This is a genomic window from Ferrimonas marina (assembly GCF_900129905.1).
In the GTDB taxonomy this organism is placed as follows: Bacteria; Pseudomonadota; Gammaproteobacteria; order Enterobacterales; family Shewanellaceae; genus Ferrimonas; species Ferrimonas marina.
Genome location: NZ_FQXG01000001.1, coordinates 193,844 through 213,391 on the forward strand (window position 1 = coordinate 193,844; position 19,548 = coordinate 213,391).

At 59.4% G+C, this 19,548-nt stretch carries 18 protein-coding genes; 12 read left to right on the top strand and 6 right to left on the bottom strand.

Translation table 11 applies throughout. From position 1 onward, the window contains the following. Positions 1–3 precede the first annotated feature (3 nt). The 10 genes from BUC04_RS00900 (at position 4) to BUC04_RS00945 (ending at position 9,249) form a co-directional block, all read left to right on the top strand. Positions 4–387: a hypothetical protein gene (locus BUC04_RS00900; protein WP_067654212.1), complete on the top strand. Its 384-nt coding sequence runs from the start codon at positions 4–6 to the stop codon at positions 385–387. After that, complete coding sequence (locus tag BUC04_RS00905) at positions 384–608, top strand: hypothetical protein (RefSeq protein ID WP_067654214.1); 225 nt, start codon at positions 384–386, stop codon at positions 606–608. Before BUC04_RS00900 ends, BUC04_RS00905 begins: the two co-directional genes overlap by 4 nt. 183 nt (positions 609–791) lie before the next feature. Beyond that, entirely contained in the window at positions 792–1,601 is an 810-nt protein-coding gene (locus tag BUC04_RS00910; RefSeq protein WP_067654216.1) for a class I SAM-dependent methyltransferase, read from the top strand. A gap of 76 nt (positions 1,602–1,677) precedes the next feature. Next, positions 1,678–2,556: an alpha/beta fold hydrolase gene (locus BUC04_RS00915; RefSeq protein WP_067654218.1), complete on the top strand. Its 879-nt coding sequence runs from the start codon at positions 1,678–1,680 to the stop codon at positions 2,554–2,556. Positions 2,557–2,633: 77 nt separating this feature from the next. Beyond that, a complete protein-coding gene (gene fadD, locus BUC04_RS00920) occupies positions 2,634–4,307 on the top strand; it encodes a long-chain-fatty-acid--CoA ligase FadD (RefSeq protein WP_067654220.1) in 1,674 nt (557 codons plus the stop codon). Continuing rightward, on the top strand, positions 4,307–5,428 hold the full coding sequence (gene rnd, locus BUC04_RS00925; RefSeq protein ID WP_067654222.1) for a ribonuclease D: 1,122 nt from the start codon (positions 4,307–4,309) through the stop codon (positions 5,426–5,428). Before fadD (BUC04_RS00920) ends, rnd begins: the two co-directional genes overlap by 1 nt. Positions 5,429–5,622: 194 nt before the next feature. Further along, positions 5,623–7,293, top strand: coding sequence for a long-chain-fatty-acid--CoA ligase FadD (gene fadD / locus BUC04_RS00930; protein ID WP_067654224.1), 1,671 nt, complete (start codon positions 5,623–5,625; stop codon positions 7,291–7,293). A 157-nt stretch (positions 7,294–7,450) separates the two neighbouring features. Continuing rightward, entirely contained in the window at positions 7,451–7,741 is a 291-nt protein-coding gene (locus BUC04_RS00935) for a YcgL domain-containing protein (RefSeq protein WP_067654226.1), read from the top strand. A 14-nt stretch (positions 7,742–7,755) separates the two neighbouring features. Next, the gene (locus BUC04_RS00940; protein WP_067654228.1) at positions 7,756–8,730 is read left to right on the top strand and encodes a lytic murein transglycosylase; all 975 of its coding nucleotides are present in this window, start codon (positions 7,756–7,758) and stop codon (positions 8,728–8,730) included. Between the two features lie 57 nt (positions 8,731–8,787). Next, positions 8,788–9,249 carry a YcgN family cysteine cluster protein gene (locus tag BUC04_RS00945; RefSeq protein WP_073325500.1) on the top strand — a complete coding sequence of 154 codons (462 nt, stop codon included), beginning with the start codon at positions 8,788–8,790 and terminating at the stop codon, positions 9,247–9,249. A 636-nt stretch (positions 9,250–9,885) separates the two neighbouring features. On the opposite strand, the gene dsbB is transcribed toward BUC04_RS00945, so the two are convergent. Together dsbB and nhaB are read right to left on the bottom strand one after the other, a co-directional pair. Then, positions 9,886–10,407 (bottom strand): disulfide bond formation protein DsbB, encoded by a 522-nt coding sequence (gene dsbB, locus BUC04_RS00950; RefSeq protein WP_067654230.1) that lies wholly within the window; start codon positions 10,405–10,407, stop codon positions 9,886–9,888. A 52-nt stretch (positions 10,408–10,459) separates the two neighbouring features. After that, complete coding sequence (gene nhaB, locus BUC04_RS00955; RefSeq protein ID WP_067654232.1) at positions 10,460–12,037, bottom strand: sodium/proton antiporter NhaB; 1,578 nt, start codon at positions 12,035–12,037, stop codon at positions 10,460–10,462. Positions 12,038–12,329: 292 nt separating this feature from the next. On the opposite strand from nhaB, the gene fadR reads away from it, so the two are divergent. Continuing rightward, on the top strand, positions 12,330–13,049 hold the full coding sequence (gene fadR, locus BUC04_RS00960) for a fatty acid metabolism transcriptional regulator FadR (protein ID WP_067654234.1): 720 nt from the start codon (positions 12,330–12,332) through the stop codon (positions 13,047–13,049). Between the two features lie 81 nt (positions 13,050–13,130). On the opposite strand, the gene BUC04_RS00965 is transcribed toward fadR, so the two are convergent. The 4 genes from BUC04_RS00965 to sodB form a co-directional block, all read right to left on the bottom strand. After that, positions 13,131–14,639, bottom strand: a complete 1,509-nt coding sequence (locus tag BUC04_RS00965; RefSeq protein WP_067654236.1) for a SpoVR family protein — start codon at positions 14,637–14,639, stop codon at positions 13,131–13,133. Between the two features lie 82 nt (positions 14,640–14,721). Beyond that, positions 14,722–15,993, bottom strand: coding sequence for a YeaH/YhbH family protein (locus BUC04_RS00970; RefSeq protein ID WP_067654238.1), 1,272 nt, complete (start codon positions 15,991–15,993; stop codon positions 14,722–14,724). 21 nt (positions 15,994–16,014) lie between these two features. After that, entirely contained in the window at positions 16,015–17,949 is a 1,935-nt protein-coding gene (locus BUC04_RS00975; protein ID WP_067654240.1) for a PrkA family serine protein kinase, read from the bottom strand. Between the two features lie 362 nt (positions 17,950–18,311). Beyond that, positions 18,312–18,893: a superoxide dismutase [Fe] gene (gene sodB, locus BUC04_RS00980; RefSeq protein WP_067654242.1), complete on the bottom strand. Its 582-nt coding sequence runs from the start codon at positions 18,891–18,893 to the stop codon at positions 18,312–18,314. A gap of 275 nt (positions 18,894–19,168) precedes the next feature. Here sodB and BUC04_RS00985 point away from each other — a divergent pair, with 275 nt between their 5' ends. After that, entirely contained in the window at positions 19,169–19,507 is a 339-nt protein-coding gene (locus tag BUC04_RS00985) for a Grx4 family monothiol glutaredoxin (RefSeq protein WP_067654244.1), read from the top strand. Positions 19,508–19,548 lie beyond the last annotated feature (41 nt).

The window sequence follows — 19,548 nt, forward strand, 5'->3', positions numbered from 1 at the left end:
AGGATGTTCAAGCTTGTTCATATCGCCGCCCCGGCCTCGGCCCTAGTACTAGTGCTGGGCTGCCAAGCGGAGATTGAGATGGCACCCAGTGCCCTGGATCTGACCTGCAATAACGAGCAGTCCTTCCTGGATCTCCAGGTACAGCAAGGCGGCCTCAGCTACCATGCAGGGATCCTGGGAAAGCCCGGCACCAACAGCCAAAGCACCATCGCCACGGTACGTCGATATCAGGATGGTTGGTCCTATTACACTGCCGAGCAAGCAGGGCGCTCACAGCGCTTTCATGTCACCACGGGGCGGGTCAGCCACAGCGAACTGATTGATGGTGTCGAGGGGACGTCTTCGGTGTTTCTCTGCACCCGCTCGGTTAAGGGGTTGGCAGGATGACCCTCATCAGTCGTGCCGAAGGGCAAAGGATCAGTCTGACCCTGATCCGCCAACGTGAAGGCAGCTTCACCATGACCCAGCGTAAGGCGGGCAGGGTGACGGCCTGGTGGCATTGGTCCGCCGAACAACAGCTGCGAGCCAAGTGGGCGTTTGTCCAGCAGGTCAAAGCGATGGAAGAGGAGTGGCACTGCCTGCGTACCTTCGGCCCCGAAGCCCGGTAACCCCAGCCAGTCGCGGCTCATTGCCGTGACGTTGACTGGAGAGCGAGTTAAGCGATCGCCGGTCCAGTGAGTTCGGCCTGTTAACTGGGTCAACTTTCACCAGTTGGACAGCCTTTCCCCCGGTGGGCTTGCCACAGCCTGCCAAGCTGCTAGCTTATGCATCAGTTCTAAGGAGAGAACCTGATGAAAAAGCTAACTGTACTACTGTCTTCCCTGCTGTTGGCCGGCACTGCGCTGGCGGATAATCACACCCCTGACCTTGCTGCCATCGCCAAGGGCGAACACCGCAGCGAGGCCAACGTGGCCCGTAATGCATCGCGCAATCCGGTGGAAACCCTCGAGTTCTTTGGCCTGCACCCGCACATGCGGGTGATTGAGCTGTGGCCCGGCGGCGGCTGGTACACCGAGATCCTGGCTCCTTACCTCAAGGCTGAAGGTCAGTTCACTGCGGCCAGCTTTGAGCTCAATCCGGCCGATGACAGCAGCCCCGCCTACCGTGTGCGCATCGGCAATCGTTATGCCGAGAAGCTGGCGGCGGATCCCGCCAACTACGACAAGGTCGAGGTGGTGACCCTGGATCCGCCGCGTAAGACCAGCCTCGGTATCGAAGCGACCGCCGACATGGTGCTGACCTTCCGCAACCTGCACAACTGGGCGATGGATGACCAGTTGGAAGCGGTATTCCAGGCGGCCTGGGATGTACTGACCCCTGGCGGCGTGTTCGGCGTGGTGGAGCATCGGGGCTACCCGGGCATCGATCCCCGTTCCGGCTACATGGACCAGCAGGAGGTGATCGACCTGGCCAAGAAGGTGGGCTTCCGTCTGGCCGAAGCCAGCGAGATCAACGCCAATGCCAAGGACACCAAGGATCACCCCAAGGGGGTGTGGACCCTGCCGCCGTCACTGCGTCTTGGCGATGAAGACCGCGCCAAGTACGAGGCCATCGGCGAGTCAGACCGCATGACCCTGAAGTTCTATAAGCCTGAAATATGAGCAAAATTAACCTCCTCTTAACTGCTCCAACCAGCTTGGGCGGCGCGGCAAAGTGTGACCCGGATCCGGACAGCGCATGACGGCTGTGGCACCCTTGCCGCCGGTAAGTGAGAGGCGGTTTCAGCTCGATGGGCTGGTCCTAGCAGCACAACATTTTGGCCAGCGGGACTGGCCCTTTCTGTTGGCCCTGCATGGCTGGCTGGATAACAGCGAAAGCTTCCGTCCGCTGGCCCAGGCACTGGCACCCCACGAGATAGGGGTGCTGGCGCTCGAGTGGGCCGGCCATGGCCATTCCGAACACCGCGGCAGCGGTACCGACTACCACTTCCTCGATAACCTGTATGAGTTGGACCAGGTGCTGACCCAGCTGGAGCGGCCACCGGTCGCCCTGTTGGGGCACTCCATGGGCGGGATCCTGGCGGCGTTGTACGCGGGTACCTACCCGGAGCGGGTGCCCCGGTTGATCTGTATCGAGGCGCTGGGACCGCTGGTGGCGGAGCCAGGCCAGACCGTGGCGAATCTGCGGGCGGGCTTTGCCAGCCGACAGCGTTCCGCCTCCTCCCGGCCACTGGACCGAGCGACCCTGGTGCGAGCGCGCCAGGCGGGCAGTGGACTGAGCAGTGAGCTGGTCGAGACGCTGTTGGAACGCAACCTGACAGAACACGAAGGCCAGCTGAGCTGGCGCTCGGACCCGCGGCTGCGCAGGCGCAGTGCCTGGCGCATGACCGAGGCGCAGGGCAGGGCGGTGATCACGGCCATCGAGGCGCCGACCCAGTTACTGCTGGCCGAGCAGGGCTTACCTACACTAAGAAGCGGTTTGTCGCAGCGACAGACCTGGTTTCAACAGGCCGAGGTAACCTGGTTACCCGGTGCACACCACTGCCATATGACCCATCCCGAAGAGGTGGCGCAGGCGGTGACCGATTTTATTGGCAGGCCGATGGGCTTGTCGTGATGCGGGGCCGGCTTGGCCCCGTGGCGATATTTGGCAGTACCCCAAAGCAGTACTGTTCGTACAATTAGGAGAACAGCGTGGATAAACCTTGGCTAAACAGTTACGCAGACAATGTACCGACGGAGATCAATCCGGATCAGTACCAGAACCTTCTCGAGCTGTTTGAAGAAAGTTGCCGCACTTACGCCGATCAGATCGCCTTTATCAACATGGGCGCCATCCTCACCTACCGTCGCCTGGAGGAGCAGAGCCGTGCCTTTGCCGCTTACCTTCAGGATGAGCTGAAGCTGCAGCCCGGCGACCGGGTGGCGTTGATGATGCCCAACCTGCTGCAATACCCCATTGCCCTGTTCGGTATCCTTCGTGCCGGCCTGGTGGCGGTGAACGTCAACCCGCTTTACACCCCCCGTGAGCTCAAGCACCAGCTCAACGACTCTGGTGCCTCCGCCATCATCGCGGTGACCAACTTCGGCTCCAGCCTGCAGAAGGTAGTGAACGAGACCCCGGTCAAGCACGTGATCCTGACCAAGATCGGCGATCAGCTGTCCGGGCCCAAGCGCACCGTGGTGAACTTCGTGGTGAAGTACGTCAAGAAGATGGTGCCCAAGTACCACCTGCCTGGCGCCGTTTCCATGCGTCGTGCCCTGGCCAAGGGCCGTCACCTGCAGTACGTCAAACCTGAGCTGAAGGGCGAGGACGTGGCCTTCCTGCAATACACCGGTGGCACCACCGGCGTGGCCAAGGGCGCTATGCTGACCCACCGCTCGGTGCTGGCCAACATGCTGCAGTGTGAGGCCTACTACGGTGCTCGTCTCGATGCGGGTAAGGAAGTGGTAGTGACGCCGCTGCCGCTCTACCACGTGTTTGCCAACACCGTGAACCTGCTGCTGTTCATTCGCATGGGCGGTCAGAACCTGCTGATCACCAATCCCCGTGATCTGGACGCCTTCTTTGCCGATCTTAAGGCTCACCCCTTTACTGCGATGACCGGGGTAAACACCCTGTTCAACGCCATGGTGAACCACCCGCAGATCCACAACGTCGACTTCAGTAAGTTCAAGCTGTGCATCGGTGGTGGTATGGCGGTACAGCGTGCGGTTGCGGAACAGTGGGAGCGCCTCACCGGCGTGCCGCTGATCGAAGGCTACGGCCTGACTGAGGCCTCCCCGGTGGTGGCCGCGGGTCGTCACGATCAAACCGAGTACACCGGCGCCATCGGCCTGCCGCTGCCCAGCACCGAGATGCGGGTCGTGAGCGAAGAGGGCGAGGTGCTGGCCCAGGGCGAGGTGGGTGAACTGCAGGTGCGCGGTCCCCAGGTGATGAAGGGCTACTGGCAGCGTCCGGAAGAGACCGCCAAGGTGATGGACGGCGAGTGGCTGCTGACCGGCGATATCGGTTACATGGACGAGTCCGGTCAGTTCTTTATCGTTGACCGCAAAAAGGACATGATCCTGGTGTCCGGCTTCAACGTGTTCCCCAACGAGGTGGAAGATGTGGTGGCCCTGAACGACAAGGTGCTGGAAGTGGCCGCGGTGGGCGTACCCCACGAGGTGTCCGGTGAGCTGGTGAAGATCTTCGTGGTTAAGAAGGACGATAGCCTGACCGAGAAGGAGATCATTTCCCACTGCCGCAAGCACCTGACCGGCTACAAGGTACCCAAGTTGGTGGAGTTCCGTACCGAACTGCCCAAGACCAACGTGGGTAAGATCCTGCGTCGCGAGCTGCGCGACGAAGTGAAGGAGAACGCTTAATGGCGATGCCCCAGTGGCAATGGATCGACAGTGACGAGGCCCTGCTGGCGTTATGCCAGCAGTGTCAGCAAGCGGATTATGTGGCGCTGGACACCGAGTTTGTCCGCACCCGTACCCTCAATGCCCAGCTGGGTTTGGTGCAGATCTACGATGGCACCACCCTGGCACTGGTGGATCCCCTGGCGATCAATGACCTGGGGCCGTTGTGGCGGCTGCTGCTGGATGAGTCTGTGGTCAAGGTGCTGCACTCCGCCAGTGAGGATCTGGAGATCTTCGCCCACCAGGGCGGGGTGATCCCCAAGCCGCTGTTCGACAGTCAGGTGGCTGGCGTGCTGCTCAATCTCGGTGGAGCCATGGGCTACGCCAAGCTGATCCAGCACTACCTGGATATCGAGCTGGATAAGGGCGAGTCGCGCACCGACTGGCTGCGCCGGCCCTTGAGCGAAAAGCAGCTGAGTTACGCCGCCGCGGACGTCTACTACCTGCACAAAATCTACCCCACCATGCGCCAGTCCATTGAGCAGATGGGCCGACTGGAGTGGTTGTGGCAGGAGGGCGAACGCGCCTGTCGTGGCCGGCTTAAGCCGGACGATCCCAGCAAGGCTTACCTCAAGGTAAAGAACGCCTGGCAGCTGAAGCCACAGCAGTTGGCGGTTCTGAAAAGCCTGGCCGCCTGGCGGTTGGAGGTAGCGCAACGTAAGGACCTGGCCCTGAGCTTCGTGGTTAAGGATGCGGTGCTGCTTAACCTGGCCCGCCGTGCCCCGCGCTCCATGGCCGCCCTGCATAAGCTGGAGGGGCTGGATGAGCGTACCCTGCAGCGCCATGGCCGGGCGATCCTCAAATGCGTCACCAACGCCGATACCGACAACCCGCCGGAGGCGATCGATGCCCTGGGGGTGGATCCGGACTTCCGTGAGGCGGTGGCCCAGTGCCGCGAGTGCTTGCAGGCGGTGGCCAAGCAGCACGAGGTGGCGCCGGAGTTTCTCGCCTCCAAGAAGCTGGTGACCCAGTACGTAACCTGGTTATGGAACGATCGCTTCGGTGCAACGCCTGATGTGCTGCAGGGCTGGCGCGGCGAGCTCTGTTACGAGCCGCTGTCCAAGCTGAACCTGAACGATTGACGCTGCATAAGCGAATCGCTTTCAACAAAATGAAACAGAATGCCCGGCAATAGCCGGGCATTTTTTCATCAGCCGGTCAGTGAAATGCTGGTGAAGCGCACAGTTTGGTGACATAGTAGTGAAGATTTATTCAAACGTATGTTTGATACAAAAACTACTAAAAAACACAGGTTGCGAAGCGCAGGAGACACAATATGGAACCGTTGTGGCTTAACCAATATCCCAAGGATGTTCCCCACACCATCGATCCCGATCACTACGACTCCCTGGTGACCTTGCTGGAGCAGTCGGTCGAACGCTACGGCGACCGGGCGGCGTTCAGCAATATGGGTGAGGTGCTCACCTATCGCCAGCTGGAAGGTTTGAGCCGGGATTTTGCCGCTTACCTGCAGCAGGATCTGAAGCTCGAAGCCGGGGATCGTATCGCCCTGATGATGCCTAACCTGCTGCAATACCCGGTGGCGCTGTTTGGTGCCCTGCGAGCCGGCCTGGTGGTGGTCAACGTCAACCCGCTCTACACCCCGCGAGAGCTGGAGCATCAACTGAAAGACTCAGGTGCCAAGGCGATCGTCATCGTCTCCAACTTTGCCCATACCCTGGAGCAGGTGGTGGAGCATACTCCGGTGGAGCACGTGATCCTGACCACCATGGGGGACCAGCTGTCCCTGCCCAAGCGCACCCTGGTCAACTTCGTGGTCAAGCACATCAAGAAGATGGTGCCCAAGTACGATCTGCCGGGGGCCAAGCCGTTCCGTGGTGCGCTGGCCAAAGGTCGGCATCTGCAATACGTTCGCCCTAAGGTGGATGGCGAAGCGATCGCCTTTTTGCAGTACACCGGTGGCACCACCGGGGTGGCCAAAGGCGCGGTGCTGACCCACCGCAACATGGTGGCTAACCTGGAGCAGCTCTGTGCCTATATTGGCCCGCTGCTTAACGAGGGTGAGGAGACGGTGATCACCGCCTTGCCGCTCTACCATATCTTCGCGCTAACGGCGAACTGCCTGCTGTTTATGAAGCTGGGTGGCACCAACGTGTTGATCACTAATCCCCGTGACATGCCGGCCTTTGTGAAGACGCTCAACGCGCAGCCCTTTACCGCGCTGACAGGGGTCAACACCCTGTTTAACGGCCTGCTCAATACCGACGGCTTTGCCGAGGTGGACTTCTCCAAGCTCAAGGTCGCTCTGGGTGGCGGCATGGCAGTGCAGCGGGCGGTGGCCGAGCGCTGGCAGGAGGTGACGGGTTCCCGCCTGCTGGAGGGCTACGGCCTGACCGAGTGTGCGCCGGTGGCCTCGGTGGCGCCTTACACCAGTGAAGGCTTCGATGGCACCATTGGCCTGCCGTTGCCCTCTACTGCCATGCGCCTGGTCGACCCCTTCGGTGAAGAGGTGGCCATCGGCGAGCGCGGCGAGTTGCAGGTTCACGGGCCCCAGGTGATGCGCGGTTACTGGCAGCGACCGGACGCCAGCGCTGAGGTGCTGAAGGATGGCTGGCTCTCCACCGGTGATATCGGTGTGCAGGATGACAAGGGCTACTTCACCATCGTTGACCGCCTCAAGGACATGATCCTGGTGTCTGGCTTTAATGTGTTCCCCAACGAGATCGAGGACGTGGTGGTGATGCACCCCGGTGTAACCGAGGTGGCCGCCATCGGCGTGCCGGACGACAAATCCGGCGAAGCGGTGAAGATCGTGGTGGTGCGCAGTGACAACAGCCTGGATAAGGACACCCTGTTGAGCCATTGCCGCGAGCACCTGACCAACTACAAGGTGCCGCGCTTCGTTGAGTTTCGTGATGAGTTGCCTAAGACCAACGTTGGTAAGATCCTGCGCCGTGCCCTGAGGGATGAGGGCCGAGCTGCCTAATCTGCGCAAGCGGTGAGATGCCAAGCCCCCGTTGCGATTGCCACGGGGGCTTTTTGTTGCCGGGCTAGGCGGGTTTAGGCGTCGCTTTTGCCAGGCCGGATTGTTATAGTCTGACGCAGATCGAACCTGATTCCACTTCTGAAGTACCCCAATCCCAATGATTTGTTCCGTATACAAAAGCAGTAAGAAAGCCGATACCTACCTGTACATCAATAAACGCGATGACTTCTCCCAGGTGCCTGAGGCGCTGATGACGTTGTTCGGAACGCCGCAGTTTGTCATGCTGCTGCCCATCGTTAAATTGCAGCAGTTGGCCGGCGCTGACCTGGACAAGGTGAAACAATCGTTGGTTGATCCGGGCTACTACCTGCAGATCCCACCGCCGACGGAAAATCTGCTGAAACAACACCGATCTGAACTAGGCTTAGATCGGGAAGAAAAAGAATGACTTAGGGAACAGCCATGTTGAAGAGGACCCTGACTGCTCTGGCGCTTGCGCTGGGCAGCACCGCCTTTGCGGCGGAACAGCAAGAGTTCAACGCCTACGTTGAGGAGTTGAAACAGGAAGCGCTGGCAGCCGGGATCACCCCCGCCACCGTCGACAGTGCCTTTGACGGCATCAAGCTGTACAAACGCGCCATCTCCGCCGACCGCAACCAGCCGGAGCAGAAAAAGACCCTGGACACCTATCTGCCCCAGGCGGTTCCCCAGTGGAAGGTGGACCAGGCGGTCAGACTCTACCGTGAGCATAAGCCACTGCTTGAGGAGATCGGTGAAACCTACGGCGTTCAGCCGCGCTTTATCGTTGCCCTGTGGGGGATTGAGACCAACTTTGGCGGCTACACCGGTAACTTCTCAGTGATCGGTGCCACCGCTTCCCTGGCCTTTGAGGGCCGTCGTGAAGCCTTCTTTAAAGAGCAGTTGATGGCGGCGCTGACCATCATTGACCAGGGCCACATCACCGCGGACAAGATGAAGGGCTCCTGGGCTGGGGCGATGGGCCAGACCCAGTTTATGCCCACTTCGTTCCTCAGCTACGCTCAGGATTACGATGGCGATGGCCGGATGGATATCTGGCACACCCTGCCGGACGTGTTTGCCTCTGCCGCTTACTACCTGCAGCAGGTGGGTTGGAACGACGATCTGACCTGGGCGCGCCAGGTGACGGTCACCCAACCCATCGATGATGAGCTCAAGGGCACCAAGGTTAAACGCAGCCTGGCCCAGTGGCAGGAGATGGGGGTGCGTCGCTATGATGGCACCGACTTGCCGCAGCGGGATATCCAGGCTTCGCTGGTTTTCCCGGATGACGAGTCCGGCCGGGTGTACCTGACCTACGACAACTATGATGCGCTGCTGCGCTGGAACCGAAGCCACTATTTTGCGGTGGTGGTCGGATATCTGTCAGACCGCATCAAGTTTGCCGACACAAACTGAGTCCTTCCGGTATACTACGCGCTTTTTTTCCATCAGCGCGTAGACCAAGGAGCCGCCGTGAGCGAGAGCCAGCCGTTTTGGCATAAACCTCTGAGTGAGATGAGTGAGTCCGAGTGGGAAGCACTCTGCGACGGCTGCGGCAAGTGTTGCCTTAACAAGCTGATCGATGACGATACCGAAGAGGTGCACTTCACCAACGTGGCGTGCCAACTGCTCAATCACAAGAGTTGCCAGTGCACCAAGTATCCGACCCGCTTCAAGCTGGTGCCGGATTGCTTCAAGGTGACCCTGGACAACCTGGATGAGCTCTACTGGTTCCCGCCCAGCTGTGCCTATCGTCGCCTGCATGAAGGCCGCGGCCTGCCCAGCTGGCACCCGCTGCTGACCGGCAGTGCCTCAGCGATGCATGCCGCGGGCATGTCGGTGCGCAACAAGGTGCTCAATGAGCTGGATGTGGGCACTGACAGCGAAGTGCTGGTGGGCTGCATTGTGCTCTGGCCCGCTGAGGACATCGACTGAGTCGAGATATAAAAAAAGCCCCCGCAATGCGGGGGCTTCTTTTATTTTTCTTCGCAGGTTTGCGAGTGATCTCACCGCTGGTGAGATTAACAGCTATTCAATTAGTAACTTCGTCGCGTTGGCGAGGTGCCGTGCAGGATGCACCAATGCCGCGTCTGCATGGATGCAGAAGAGCGGCCAACCAAAGGGGCGTTCTGCCCCGGCTTCGCGCCCCGCTTGTAACCCCCGTCGCCTCCAATCGGTGCTGAATCCTCGCATCGATGACATCGACTAACGGCAAAGACCAGAGTCGGCTTTGTTGCTGCGCAGTCCCTGCTTCGCATCAAAGGCCGGCTACGGCATCCCTGCCTGCGCGTTCAAACCTTCGGTTTTCACCCATGCCTCCGCTGGCCACTCGGGCCGTCCTGGCCCTCGGCCTTGCCGATGACAGCTCTGCTCGGGCACTCTGCCATACAGGGAAGTATCAATGCCGCGAGTGCAGGGATGCACTGGAGCGGCAAAGTCGGCAAAGGAGCACTTGGTTCATCATGCCTTGGAGGGCTAATCAAACTGAGTCGTGATGGCTTCAATGAATATCAAAGCTTCAACCTGAACTGTCCACCGAGAGCTTCGATGGGCTTTTTTTGTGCCGTGAGTTTAGCGCCGTGCCAGGCGGCTGGCGGCGAACAGGGCCCACATCACCAGGTAGATGACGAACACCACCACCATCCATTCGGCCATGGTGATCCCCAGCCATTGCCAGGCCTCATCGCCGCACTGGCCGCGGGGCTCAAACAGAGATGGCAGCCACTGGTGCAACGGCATCCAACTGGGGAAGTTGGGGATGTAGTCGCAGCTGGGGCCAAACAGTCCGGTGGGCTGGGTACCCGCCTGCTTTTCTACCAGCGTCAGTGACAGCTGCAGTCCCCAGCCGGCACTGATCGCCCAGCCCAGGAATCCTACCCCAGCCACGGCAGGGTTTCGCGGTGCCAGCAGGCCCACCAGCGCCGCCAGGGCCAGGGCCACCACGGCCACGCGGATATAGATGCAGTAAAGGCAGGGCTCCAGGTTGAGGGCGTACTGGAATACCAAGGCAGCGATGAACAGGCCGATGGCAGAGAGCAGCAACAGGGCCCAGGCCAGGCGCTGCTGACTGAATCGAGAGAGGGTTTGAATCATATGGGGTTACTCATCCTTGACGAAAACGGCGCCCGAAGGCGCCGTTGAAAATTTAGTGGCCGCCACTTTGGCCGACCAGGCTGCCTGCATGGTGTATCACCTCGGCATCGTACATCCAGTGGGTCATCTCTGTCAGCACCCCAAACTGGATGGCCGCCAGGCCAACGATGGTGAGTACGATGGTGTAGGGCAGGGCGAGCCACACCATCTGGCCATAGGAGAGCCGAATCAGCGGAGCCAGTGCTGAGGTCAGCAGGAACAGGAAGGCCGCTTGGCCATTGGGGGTGGCCACTGAGGGCAGGTTGGTACCGGTATTGATGGCCACCGCCAGCAACTCGAACTGGGCCCGGGTGATCTCACCGTTAAGCAGGGCGGCCTTAACCTCGTTGATGTAGACGGTACCAACGAAGACGTTGTCCGAGACCATGGAGAGCAAGCCATTGGCCAGGTAGAACATCACCAGCTGGGCATCCCCCTCGAACTGCAGCACCCAATGGATCACCGGGTGGAACAGTTGCTGATCGATGATCACCGCCACCACGGCAAAGAACACCGCGAGCAGCGCAGTGAAGGGCAGGGCCTCTTCGAATGCCTTGCCCAGGGAGTGTTCGTCGATGATGCCATTAAAGGAGGTGCAGAGGATGATCACCGACAGGCCGATCAGGCCCACCGCCGCCAGGTGTAGTGCCAGACCGGCAATCAGCCAGACTCCCACCAGGGCCTGGACGATCAGCTGCATCTTCTCTTTGTTGGTGCGATGGGTGTCTTCGTATTGATCGAACTCCACCAGGATCTGGCGCACCGGGGCCGGCAGCTTGGCGCCATAGCCAAACCAGCCAAAGGTCTCCAGCACAAAACAGGTAACCAGACCGGCGGCCAGCACCGGCAGGCTCACCGGTGCCATGCGCAAGAAGAACTCGCCGAAGTCCCAGCCGGCCTGAGCTGCGATGATCAGGTTCTGTGGCTCCCCCACCATGGTACAGACGCCACCCAGTGCGGTGCCCACCCCAGCGTGCATCATCAGGTTGCGCAGGAAGGCACGGAACTGTTCCAGCTCCTCTTTGCCCACGTGGATGGATTCGTCGTCGTTGTGATCGTGGTGATGGCCGAAGTCCTTACCGGAGGCCACCTTGTGGTAGATGGCGTAAAAGCCGACGGCCACGCTGATCACCACCGCAATCACGGTCAGGGCATCGAGAAAGGCGGAGAGGAACGCTGCGGCGGCACAGAAGGCCAGGGAGAGCAGGCGCTTGGAGCGCAGTCGGGTAACAAGCTTGGTAAAGACAAACAGCAGCAGCTGCTTCATAAAGTAGATGCCCGCCACCATGAAGATCAGCAGCAGCAACACCTCCATGTTGGCTTCCAGCTCATGCAGCACCTGGTTGGGGCTGGTCATGCCGATGGCCACCGCCTCAATCGCCAACAAACCACCGGGCTGCAGCGGATAACATTTCAGCGCCATTGCCAGGGTAAAGATGAACTCCACCACCAGGGCCCAACCGGCAATAAAGGGATCGATCGCGAAAAGGACGGGATTGATCAATAAAAAGATAAGAATTGCCGCTTTGTACCACTTGGGAGCGTTGCCCAAGAAGTTGTGGATGAAAGCTTGCCCAAGACTTAATGACATAGGCTCCCCTAGGGTGTTAGGTAGTGGTAGCGCGTGTTGACGTAAGGTTGTCGCTGGCGGCCCGATTTTAATGATTTTGTTACTGCTGGCAAAGGTTTCAAAGAAAAGATGATTCAGATGGTTAAATGTTGAGCGTTTGCTCAAAACTGTTGGTTTTCATATCTTGGCCAGATAGGGACAAAGTCTTGCCAATTCGACGACAAAGCAGGAAGCTTTCTATTTGGGGCTGCTCTGGTATGATCAGCCGACAACTACAAATCGCGATAACAGATCTCACAGGCTACTCGAACTAATGATTATTAAAGCCCAAAGTCCTGCCGGTTTCGCCGAGGAATACATCGTAAAGTCCATTTGGAACAACAAGTTCCCGCCGGGATCCATCCTCCCTGCGGAGCGTGAGTTGTCTGAACTGATCGGGGTGACCCGCACCACCTTGCGGGAGGTGCTGCAGCGTCTGGCCCGGGACGGTTGGCTGACCATTCAGCATGGCAAGCCCACCCGCGTAAACAATTTCTGGGAGACCTCCGGTCTTAACATCCTGGAAACCATCGCCCGCCTGGATCAGGACGGGGTTCCCGAACTGATGGACCAACTGTTGGCGGCGCGCACCAACATCAGCGGGATCTACACCCGTAGCGCGGTGCGCAATAACCCGGCCAAGGTGCGTGAACTGCTGGCCGAGGTTGCGGATCTGCCGGAAGAGGGCGCGGCCTATGCCGAGTTCGATTACCGTCTGAACCACTCCCTGGCATTTGCCTCCGGCAACCCGATCTACTCGCTGATCCTGAACGGCTTCAAAGGCCTGTACAGCCGAGTGGGCCGCTACTACTTCGACCACTCGGAAGGCCGCGATGTGGCCAAGCGTTACTATGCCGAGCTGGATAAGCTGGCCCAGACCGGTGACGTTGAAGCGGTGCTGCCGCTGGTACGTCAGTACGGTATGGACTCCGGTCGGGTCTGGCAGCTGATCCGCAGCGACATGCCGGCGGACATCGCCGAGACCAAGGTGTAATCAGCCAAAGCGGCTTTCACTCAAGGCCGAGACGAAAAAAAGCGCCCAAGGGCGCTTTTTTTGATCCCGCCGGGGCGGCGGTTAGCTGGACTCGCTGGCAGGGCAACGGGACAGGATCTCCACGCTGCCGTTGTCCCGAACCTCCTCCAGTCGCACATCGAAACCCCAGAGCCGATGCAGGTGCTTGACCACCTCAGCGTGGCTGTCCGCCAGTGGTGTGCGGTTTTGCGGGGTGTAGCGCAGGGTCAGGCTGCGATCGCCACGGACCTTCACATTCCAGATCTGGATGTCGGGCTCCAGGTGACTGAGGTTGTACTGTTTGGCCAGGGCGGTGCGTACCTCGCGGTAGCCCACCTCGTCGTGGATGGCGCTGACCTCCAGGTAGTTCTTGCGATCGTCGTCGCGCACCTCGAACAGGCGGAACTGGCGCATCAGCCGCGGCGACAGGTACTGGGCGATGAAGCTCTCATCCTTGAAGTTGGCCATGGCGAAGTGGACCGCGTCGAGCCAGTCGGTGTCCACCAGGTCCGGGAACCACTCCCTGTCCTCCTCATCCGGGTTCTCGCAGATGCGGCGGATATCCTGGAACATGGCAAAGCCCAGGGCGTAGGGGTTGATGCCGCTGTAATAGGGGCTGTTGTAGGGGGGCTGGGCCACTACGTTGGTGTGGTTATGGAGGAACTCCAGCATGAAGCGGTCGGTGAGTTTGCCCTCGTCATACAGGTGATTGAGGATGGTGTAGTGCCAGAAGGTGGCCCAACCCTCGTTCATCACCTGGGTCTGTTTTTGCGGGTAGAAGTACTGGGAGATTTTGCGCACGATGCGGACCAGTTCGCGCTGCCAGGGCTCGAGCAGCGGCGCGTTTTTCTCAATGAAGTAGAGCAGGTTTTCCTGGGGATCCTTGGGGAAGCGCTGCTCTTCGTCGTCGTGCTCGGCGTGCTCCCGGCGGGGCAGGGTGCGCCACAGGTCGTTGACCTGGCTTTGCAGGTACTCCTCCCGCTCCTTCAATCGCTGTTTCTCCTCCCGCAGAGAGATCTCGCTGGGACGCTTGTAGCGATCGACCCCCAGGTTCATCAGGGCATGGCAGGAGTCGAGGATCTCCTCCACCGCGTCGATGCCTTGCTGCTCCTCGCACTGGGCGATGTAGTTCTTGGCAAACACCAGGTAGTCGATGATGGAATCGGCATCGGTCCAGGTCTTGAACAGGTAGTTGCCCTTGAAGAAGCTGTTGTGGCCGTAGCTGGCGTGGGCCATCACCAGCGCCTGCATGGTGATGGTGTTCTCCTCCATCAGGTAGGCGATGCAGGGGTTGGAGTTGATCACGATCTCGTAGGCCAGTCCCATCTGGCCACGTTTGTAGTGGCGATCGGTCTCGATGAACTTCTTACCGAATGACCAGTGGGAGTAGCCGATGGGCATCCCCACGCTGGCGTAGGCATCCATCATCTGCTCGGCGGTGATGATCTCAATCTGGTTAGGGTAGCTGTCCAGCCGGTAGTGCTCGGCGACGCGGGCAATCTCCTGCTGGTAGGCATCCAGCAGGGGAAAGGTCCAATCGGGTCCGTCCGGCAAGGGGTTGCGTTCACTCATGGTCACCTCCCTTCAGGCTATACGCTGTCTCGTCGACAGTTTCTTAGGCGTCACAGCTTGCACTGTTTGCATATCGTCTCCCTCAGGCCGCGTGCTGCTTCTTAAACAGTTCGCGGAACACCGGGTAGATGTCTTCTACCGAGCGGATGTGTTGCAGAGCAAAGTGGGGATGGACTTCGGCCAGGCTCTCGTACTCGCGCCACAGGGTCTGGTGGGCCCGGTTGGTGATCTCGATATAGGTGTAGTAGCGACACACCGGCAGGATCTTGTTGTTCAGCAGCTCGCGACACTGGGGCGAATCGTCGGCCCAGTTATCGCCGTCGGAGGCCTGCGCTGCGTAGATGTTCCACTCGTCCGAGGGGTAGCGATCCAGCTGAATCTCATGCATCAGCTTGAGGGCGCTGGAGACGATGGTGCCGCCGGTCTCCTGGCTGTAGAAGAACTCGTGCTCGTCCACCTCTTTGGCCTGGGTGTGGTGGCGAATAAACACCACGTCCAGCGACTTGTAGGTCCGGGTCAGGAACAGGTAAAGCAGGATGTAGAAGCGCTTGGCCATGTCCTTGGTGGCCTGGTCCATCGAGCCGGAGACGTCCATCAGGCAGAACATCACCGCCTTGGAGGTGGGCACCGGCCGCTTAACGAAGGCGTTGTAGCGCAGATCAAAGGTGTCGATAAAGGGCACCGCGTCGATCTTGCGTTTCAGCGCCGCGATCTCCTGCTCCAGCGATTGAATGGTGTCAGCGCAGGAGCCGGGGGTGTCGAGCAGTTGGCTCAGTTGCTGTTCCAACTCGCTCAACTGGCGACGCTTGCCGGCGGTCATGGCGGTGCGACGGGCCAGCGACTGGCGCAGCGAGCGGACGATGTGGATGTTGGCGGGTACCCCGTCGGTGGTCACCCCGGCCCGGAAGGTCTTGAATTCGACCATCTTGTCCAGGCTCTTGCGCTCCAGGTTGGGCAGCGCCAGGTCGTCAAACAGCAGATCCAGGTACTCGTCTTTGGAGATGTCGAAGACGAAATCGTCCTGACCCTCACCGGAGTTGGAGGCCTGGCCCTGGCCTGCGCCCTGGCCACCCCCGGAGGGCGGCCGCTCGATGCGATCGCCGGGGGTGAACTGGTCGTTGCCCGGATGCACACGCTGGCGATCGCCGCCGGCGCCGTGGTGGAACACAGGTTCGGAGATGTTCTTGGCGGGGATACTGATCTTCTCCCCGCTGTTGACATCGGTCACGCTGCGTTTGGTGACGGAGTCGGACACCGCTTTCTTGATCTGCTGCTTATAGCGTCGCAAGAAGCGCTGCCGATTTACCGTGCTCTTGCCCTTGGTGTTTAACCGTCGGTCGATAAAATGCGCCATACCCGGTCCTCCATAGGCAGATCAGCTGGATTTGCGTACCCGCAGGTACCACTCCGACAGCAGGCGAACCTGCTTGCGGGTGTAGCCTTTCTCCATCATCCGGTCGACAAAGTCGTCGTGCTTCTTCTGCTCGTCGGCGGAGGTCTTGGTATTGAAGGAGATCACCGGCAGCAGATCCTCGGTGTTGGAGAACATCTTCTTCTCGATCACCGAGCGCAGCTTCTCGTAGCTGGTCCAGTTGGGATTCTTGCCACTGTTGTTGGCCCGGGCCCGCAGGACGAAGTTGACGATCTCGTTACGGAAATCCTTGGGATTGCTGATCCCGGCGGGCTTCTCGATCTTCTCAAGCTCGGCATTGAGCGCGGCCCGGTCGAACAGCTGGCCGGTTTCCGGATCCCGGTACTCTTGGTCCTGGATCCAGAAATCCGCATAGGTCACGTAACGGTCAAAGATGTTCTGGCCGTACTCTGAATAACTCTCCAGGTAGGCGGTTTGGATCTCTTTCCCGATGAACTCGACGTATTTGGGGATCAGGTAACCCTTGAGATGCTCCAGGTACTTCTCCGCCATCTCGGTGGGGAACTGCTCGCGCTCGATCTGCTTCTCCAGCACGTAGAACAGGTGTACCGGGTTAGCCGCTACCTCGGAGTGATCAAAGTTGAATACCCGCGACAGGATCTTGAAGGCGAAGCGGGTAGAGAGGCCGTTCATGCCTTCGTCGACACCAGCAAAGTCCCGGTATTCCTGGTGGGATTTGGCCTTGGGATCGGTGTCTTTGAGGGTTTCGCCGTCGTAGACCCGCACCTTGGAGTAGATGGAGGAGTTCTCCGGATCCTTGAGCCGTGACAGCACACTGAACTGGGACAGGATCTTAAGGGTGCCCGGGGCACACTGGGCCTGGGACAGCTCGGAGTTGGACAGCAGTTTCTCGTAGATCTTCTGCTCTTCGGAGATCCGCAAGCAGTAGGGCACCTTGACGATGTAAACCCGGTCAAGGAAGGCCTCGTTGTTCTTGTTGTTGCGGAAGCTCTGCCACTCCGATTCGTTGGAGTGGGCCAGGATGATGCCGCTGTAGGGCAGGGCGGACAGGCCTTCGGTGCCGTTGTAGTTGCCCTCCTGAGTGGCGGTCAGCAGCGGGTGCAGCACCTTGATCGGCGCCTTGAACATCTCAACGAACTCCATCACCCCCTGGTTGGCCTTACACAGGGCACCGGAGTAGCTGTAGGCGTCGGCGTCGTCCTGGGCGAAGTGCTCCAGCTGGCGGATATCCACCTTGCCCACCAGTGAGGAGATATCCTGGTTGTTCTCGTCGCCCGGTTCGGTCTTGGCCACGGCTATCTGGTCGAGCACCGAGGGGTAGACCTTGGCCACGCGGAAGCGGGAGATGTCGCCGCCAAACTCGTGCAGCCGCTTGGCGGCCCAGGGAGACATCACGCTGCGCAGGTAGCGCTTGGGCACGCCGTACTCTTTGCTGAGGATCTCGCCGTCTTCATCCAGGTCGAACAGACACAGGGGGTGGTCGTTCACTGGGCTGCGTTTGCCGTCAGCGGTGAGCACGTAGATGGGCACCTTGCACATCAGTTGCTTGAGTTTTTCTGCCAGGGAGGACTTACCGCCGCCCACCGGGCCCAGCAGGTAGAGGATCTGCTTGGACTCTTCCAGCCCCTGGGCGGCGTGCTTGAGGTAGGAAACAATCTGTTCGATCGCCTCTTCCATGCCATAGAACTCGGAGAAGGCGGGGTATCGGGCGATCACCCGATTGCTGAAGATGCGAGAGAGGCGCGGTTCCAGCGCCGTATCGATCATCTCCGGCTCGCCAATGGCCATCAGCAAACGCTCTGACGCGGTGGCGTAGGCGCTGCGATCATTGCGGCACAATTCCAAGAAATCTTGCAGGCTATAGTCTTCGTCACGGGTCTGTTCGTAACGATGTTGATAATGCTCAAAGATGCTCATCTTGCCACCCCCTAATTCGAATATGGCTGCGACGACGGCCAGTGTCGGGATCAGCCCTCTAGCTAAGCGTAGACTGAAAACGTCTAATAGATTCAAGCAAAAAGGAAAATTCCGCTTAGTACCTGAGGGTTTTATCCGCCGGGTACCTGACACTTCTATATGAACACCAAAGAAGCGAGCCGTCCACTACTGCATTAGACCCACTTGTACGTGTTTAGCTTGCGCTCGGTTTCACCAAAGGCCGTATTTCCTGTGTGGATGGGCTGGTGGAGGGAAGGGGTACCTGAAAGGTAAGTCTGACCGTTATGGTGCGATAAAAAACAAAAAGGGCCCCGAGGGGCCCTTGTTCAATCCGGTTGGGATCAGCCAGCAAAGTTGGCGTTGACGAAGTCCCAGTTGACCAGGTTCCAGAACGCTTCCATGTAGTTCGGACGGGCGTTGCGGTAATCGATGTAGTAGGCGTGCTCCCATACATCCACGGTCAGCAGCGGGGTCACGTCGTCGGTCAGCGGGGTGGCGGCGTTGGAGGTGTTGACGATGGCTACGGAGCCGTCAGCCTTCTTCACCAGCCAGGTCCAGCCACTGCCGAAGTTGTTGATGGCGGAGTTGGTGAACTCGGTCTTGAACGCCTCGAAGGAGCCAAACGCTGCGTTGATGGCATCGGCGATGGCACCGTTGGCGTCGCCGCCGGCGTTAGGGGCCAGGCAGTGCCAGTAGAAGGTGTGGTTCCATACCTGGGCAGCGTTGTTGAAGATCCCGCCTTCGGAGCTCTTGATGATCTCTTCCAGGCTCTTGGAGGCCAGGTCAGTCCCTTCGATCAGACCGTTCAGTTTCACCACGTAGGTGTTGTGGTGCTTGCCGTAGTGGAACTCCAGGGTCTCGGCAGAGATATGGGGTTCCAGCGCATCCTTGGCGTAGGGCAGGGCGGGTAATTCAAAAGCCATTGCTCGTCTCCTTTACAGAGTGGGATAGTAAAAAAATGGAATTGCAGCTAACGCCCTCGACCTCGATATTTCGGCTCACAGTCGATAGCGATAACAGATCAGACTCAGTTTGTGCTGTGGCTCAGTTTACCCGACGTAAACGTGAGGCGCATCAACTTAGATCCCCGGATGCGCTTGATTGGCGAAAATTTTACCCGCACAAAAAATGGCGTTTTGTGGGAGCAGTCAAATGGCATAAAATGGCATTAACCGCATAAACAGAGAATTGTGAGTCAATGGAAACCATCGAGAAGATTAAGAGCCAGATTGAGCAGAACGCCATCATCCTGTACATGAAAGGCTCCCCCAAGCTGCCCAGCTGCGGCTTCTCCGCTCAGGCGGCCCAGGCGATGATGCAGTGTGGTGAGCAATTCGCTTACGTAGACATCCTGCAAAACCCGGACATCCGCGCCGAGCTGCCGGCTTACGCCAACTGGCCGACCTTCCCCCAGCTGTGGGTTGAAGGCGAGCTGGTCGGTGGCTGTGACATCATGATGGAGATGTTCCAGAAGGGTGAGCTGCAGTCCCTGGTGAAAGAAGCGGCGGCCCGCAACAAGGGCGAGCAGGAAGCCTAAGCGGCCCTGTAGAGAAAGCAAAACGGAGCCCAAGGGCTCCG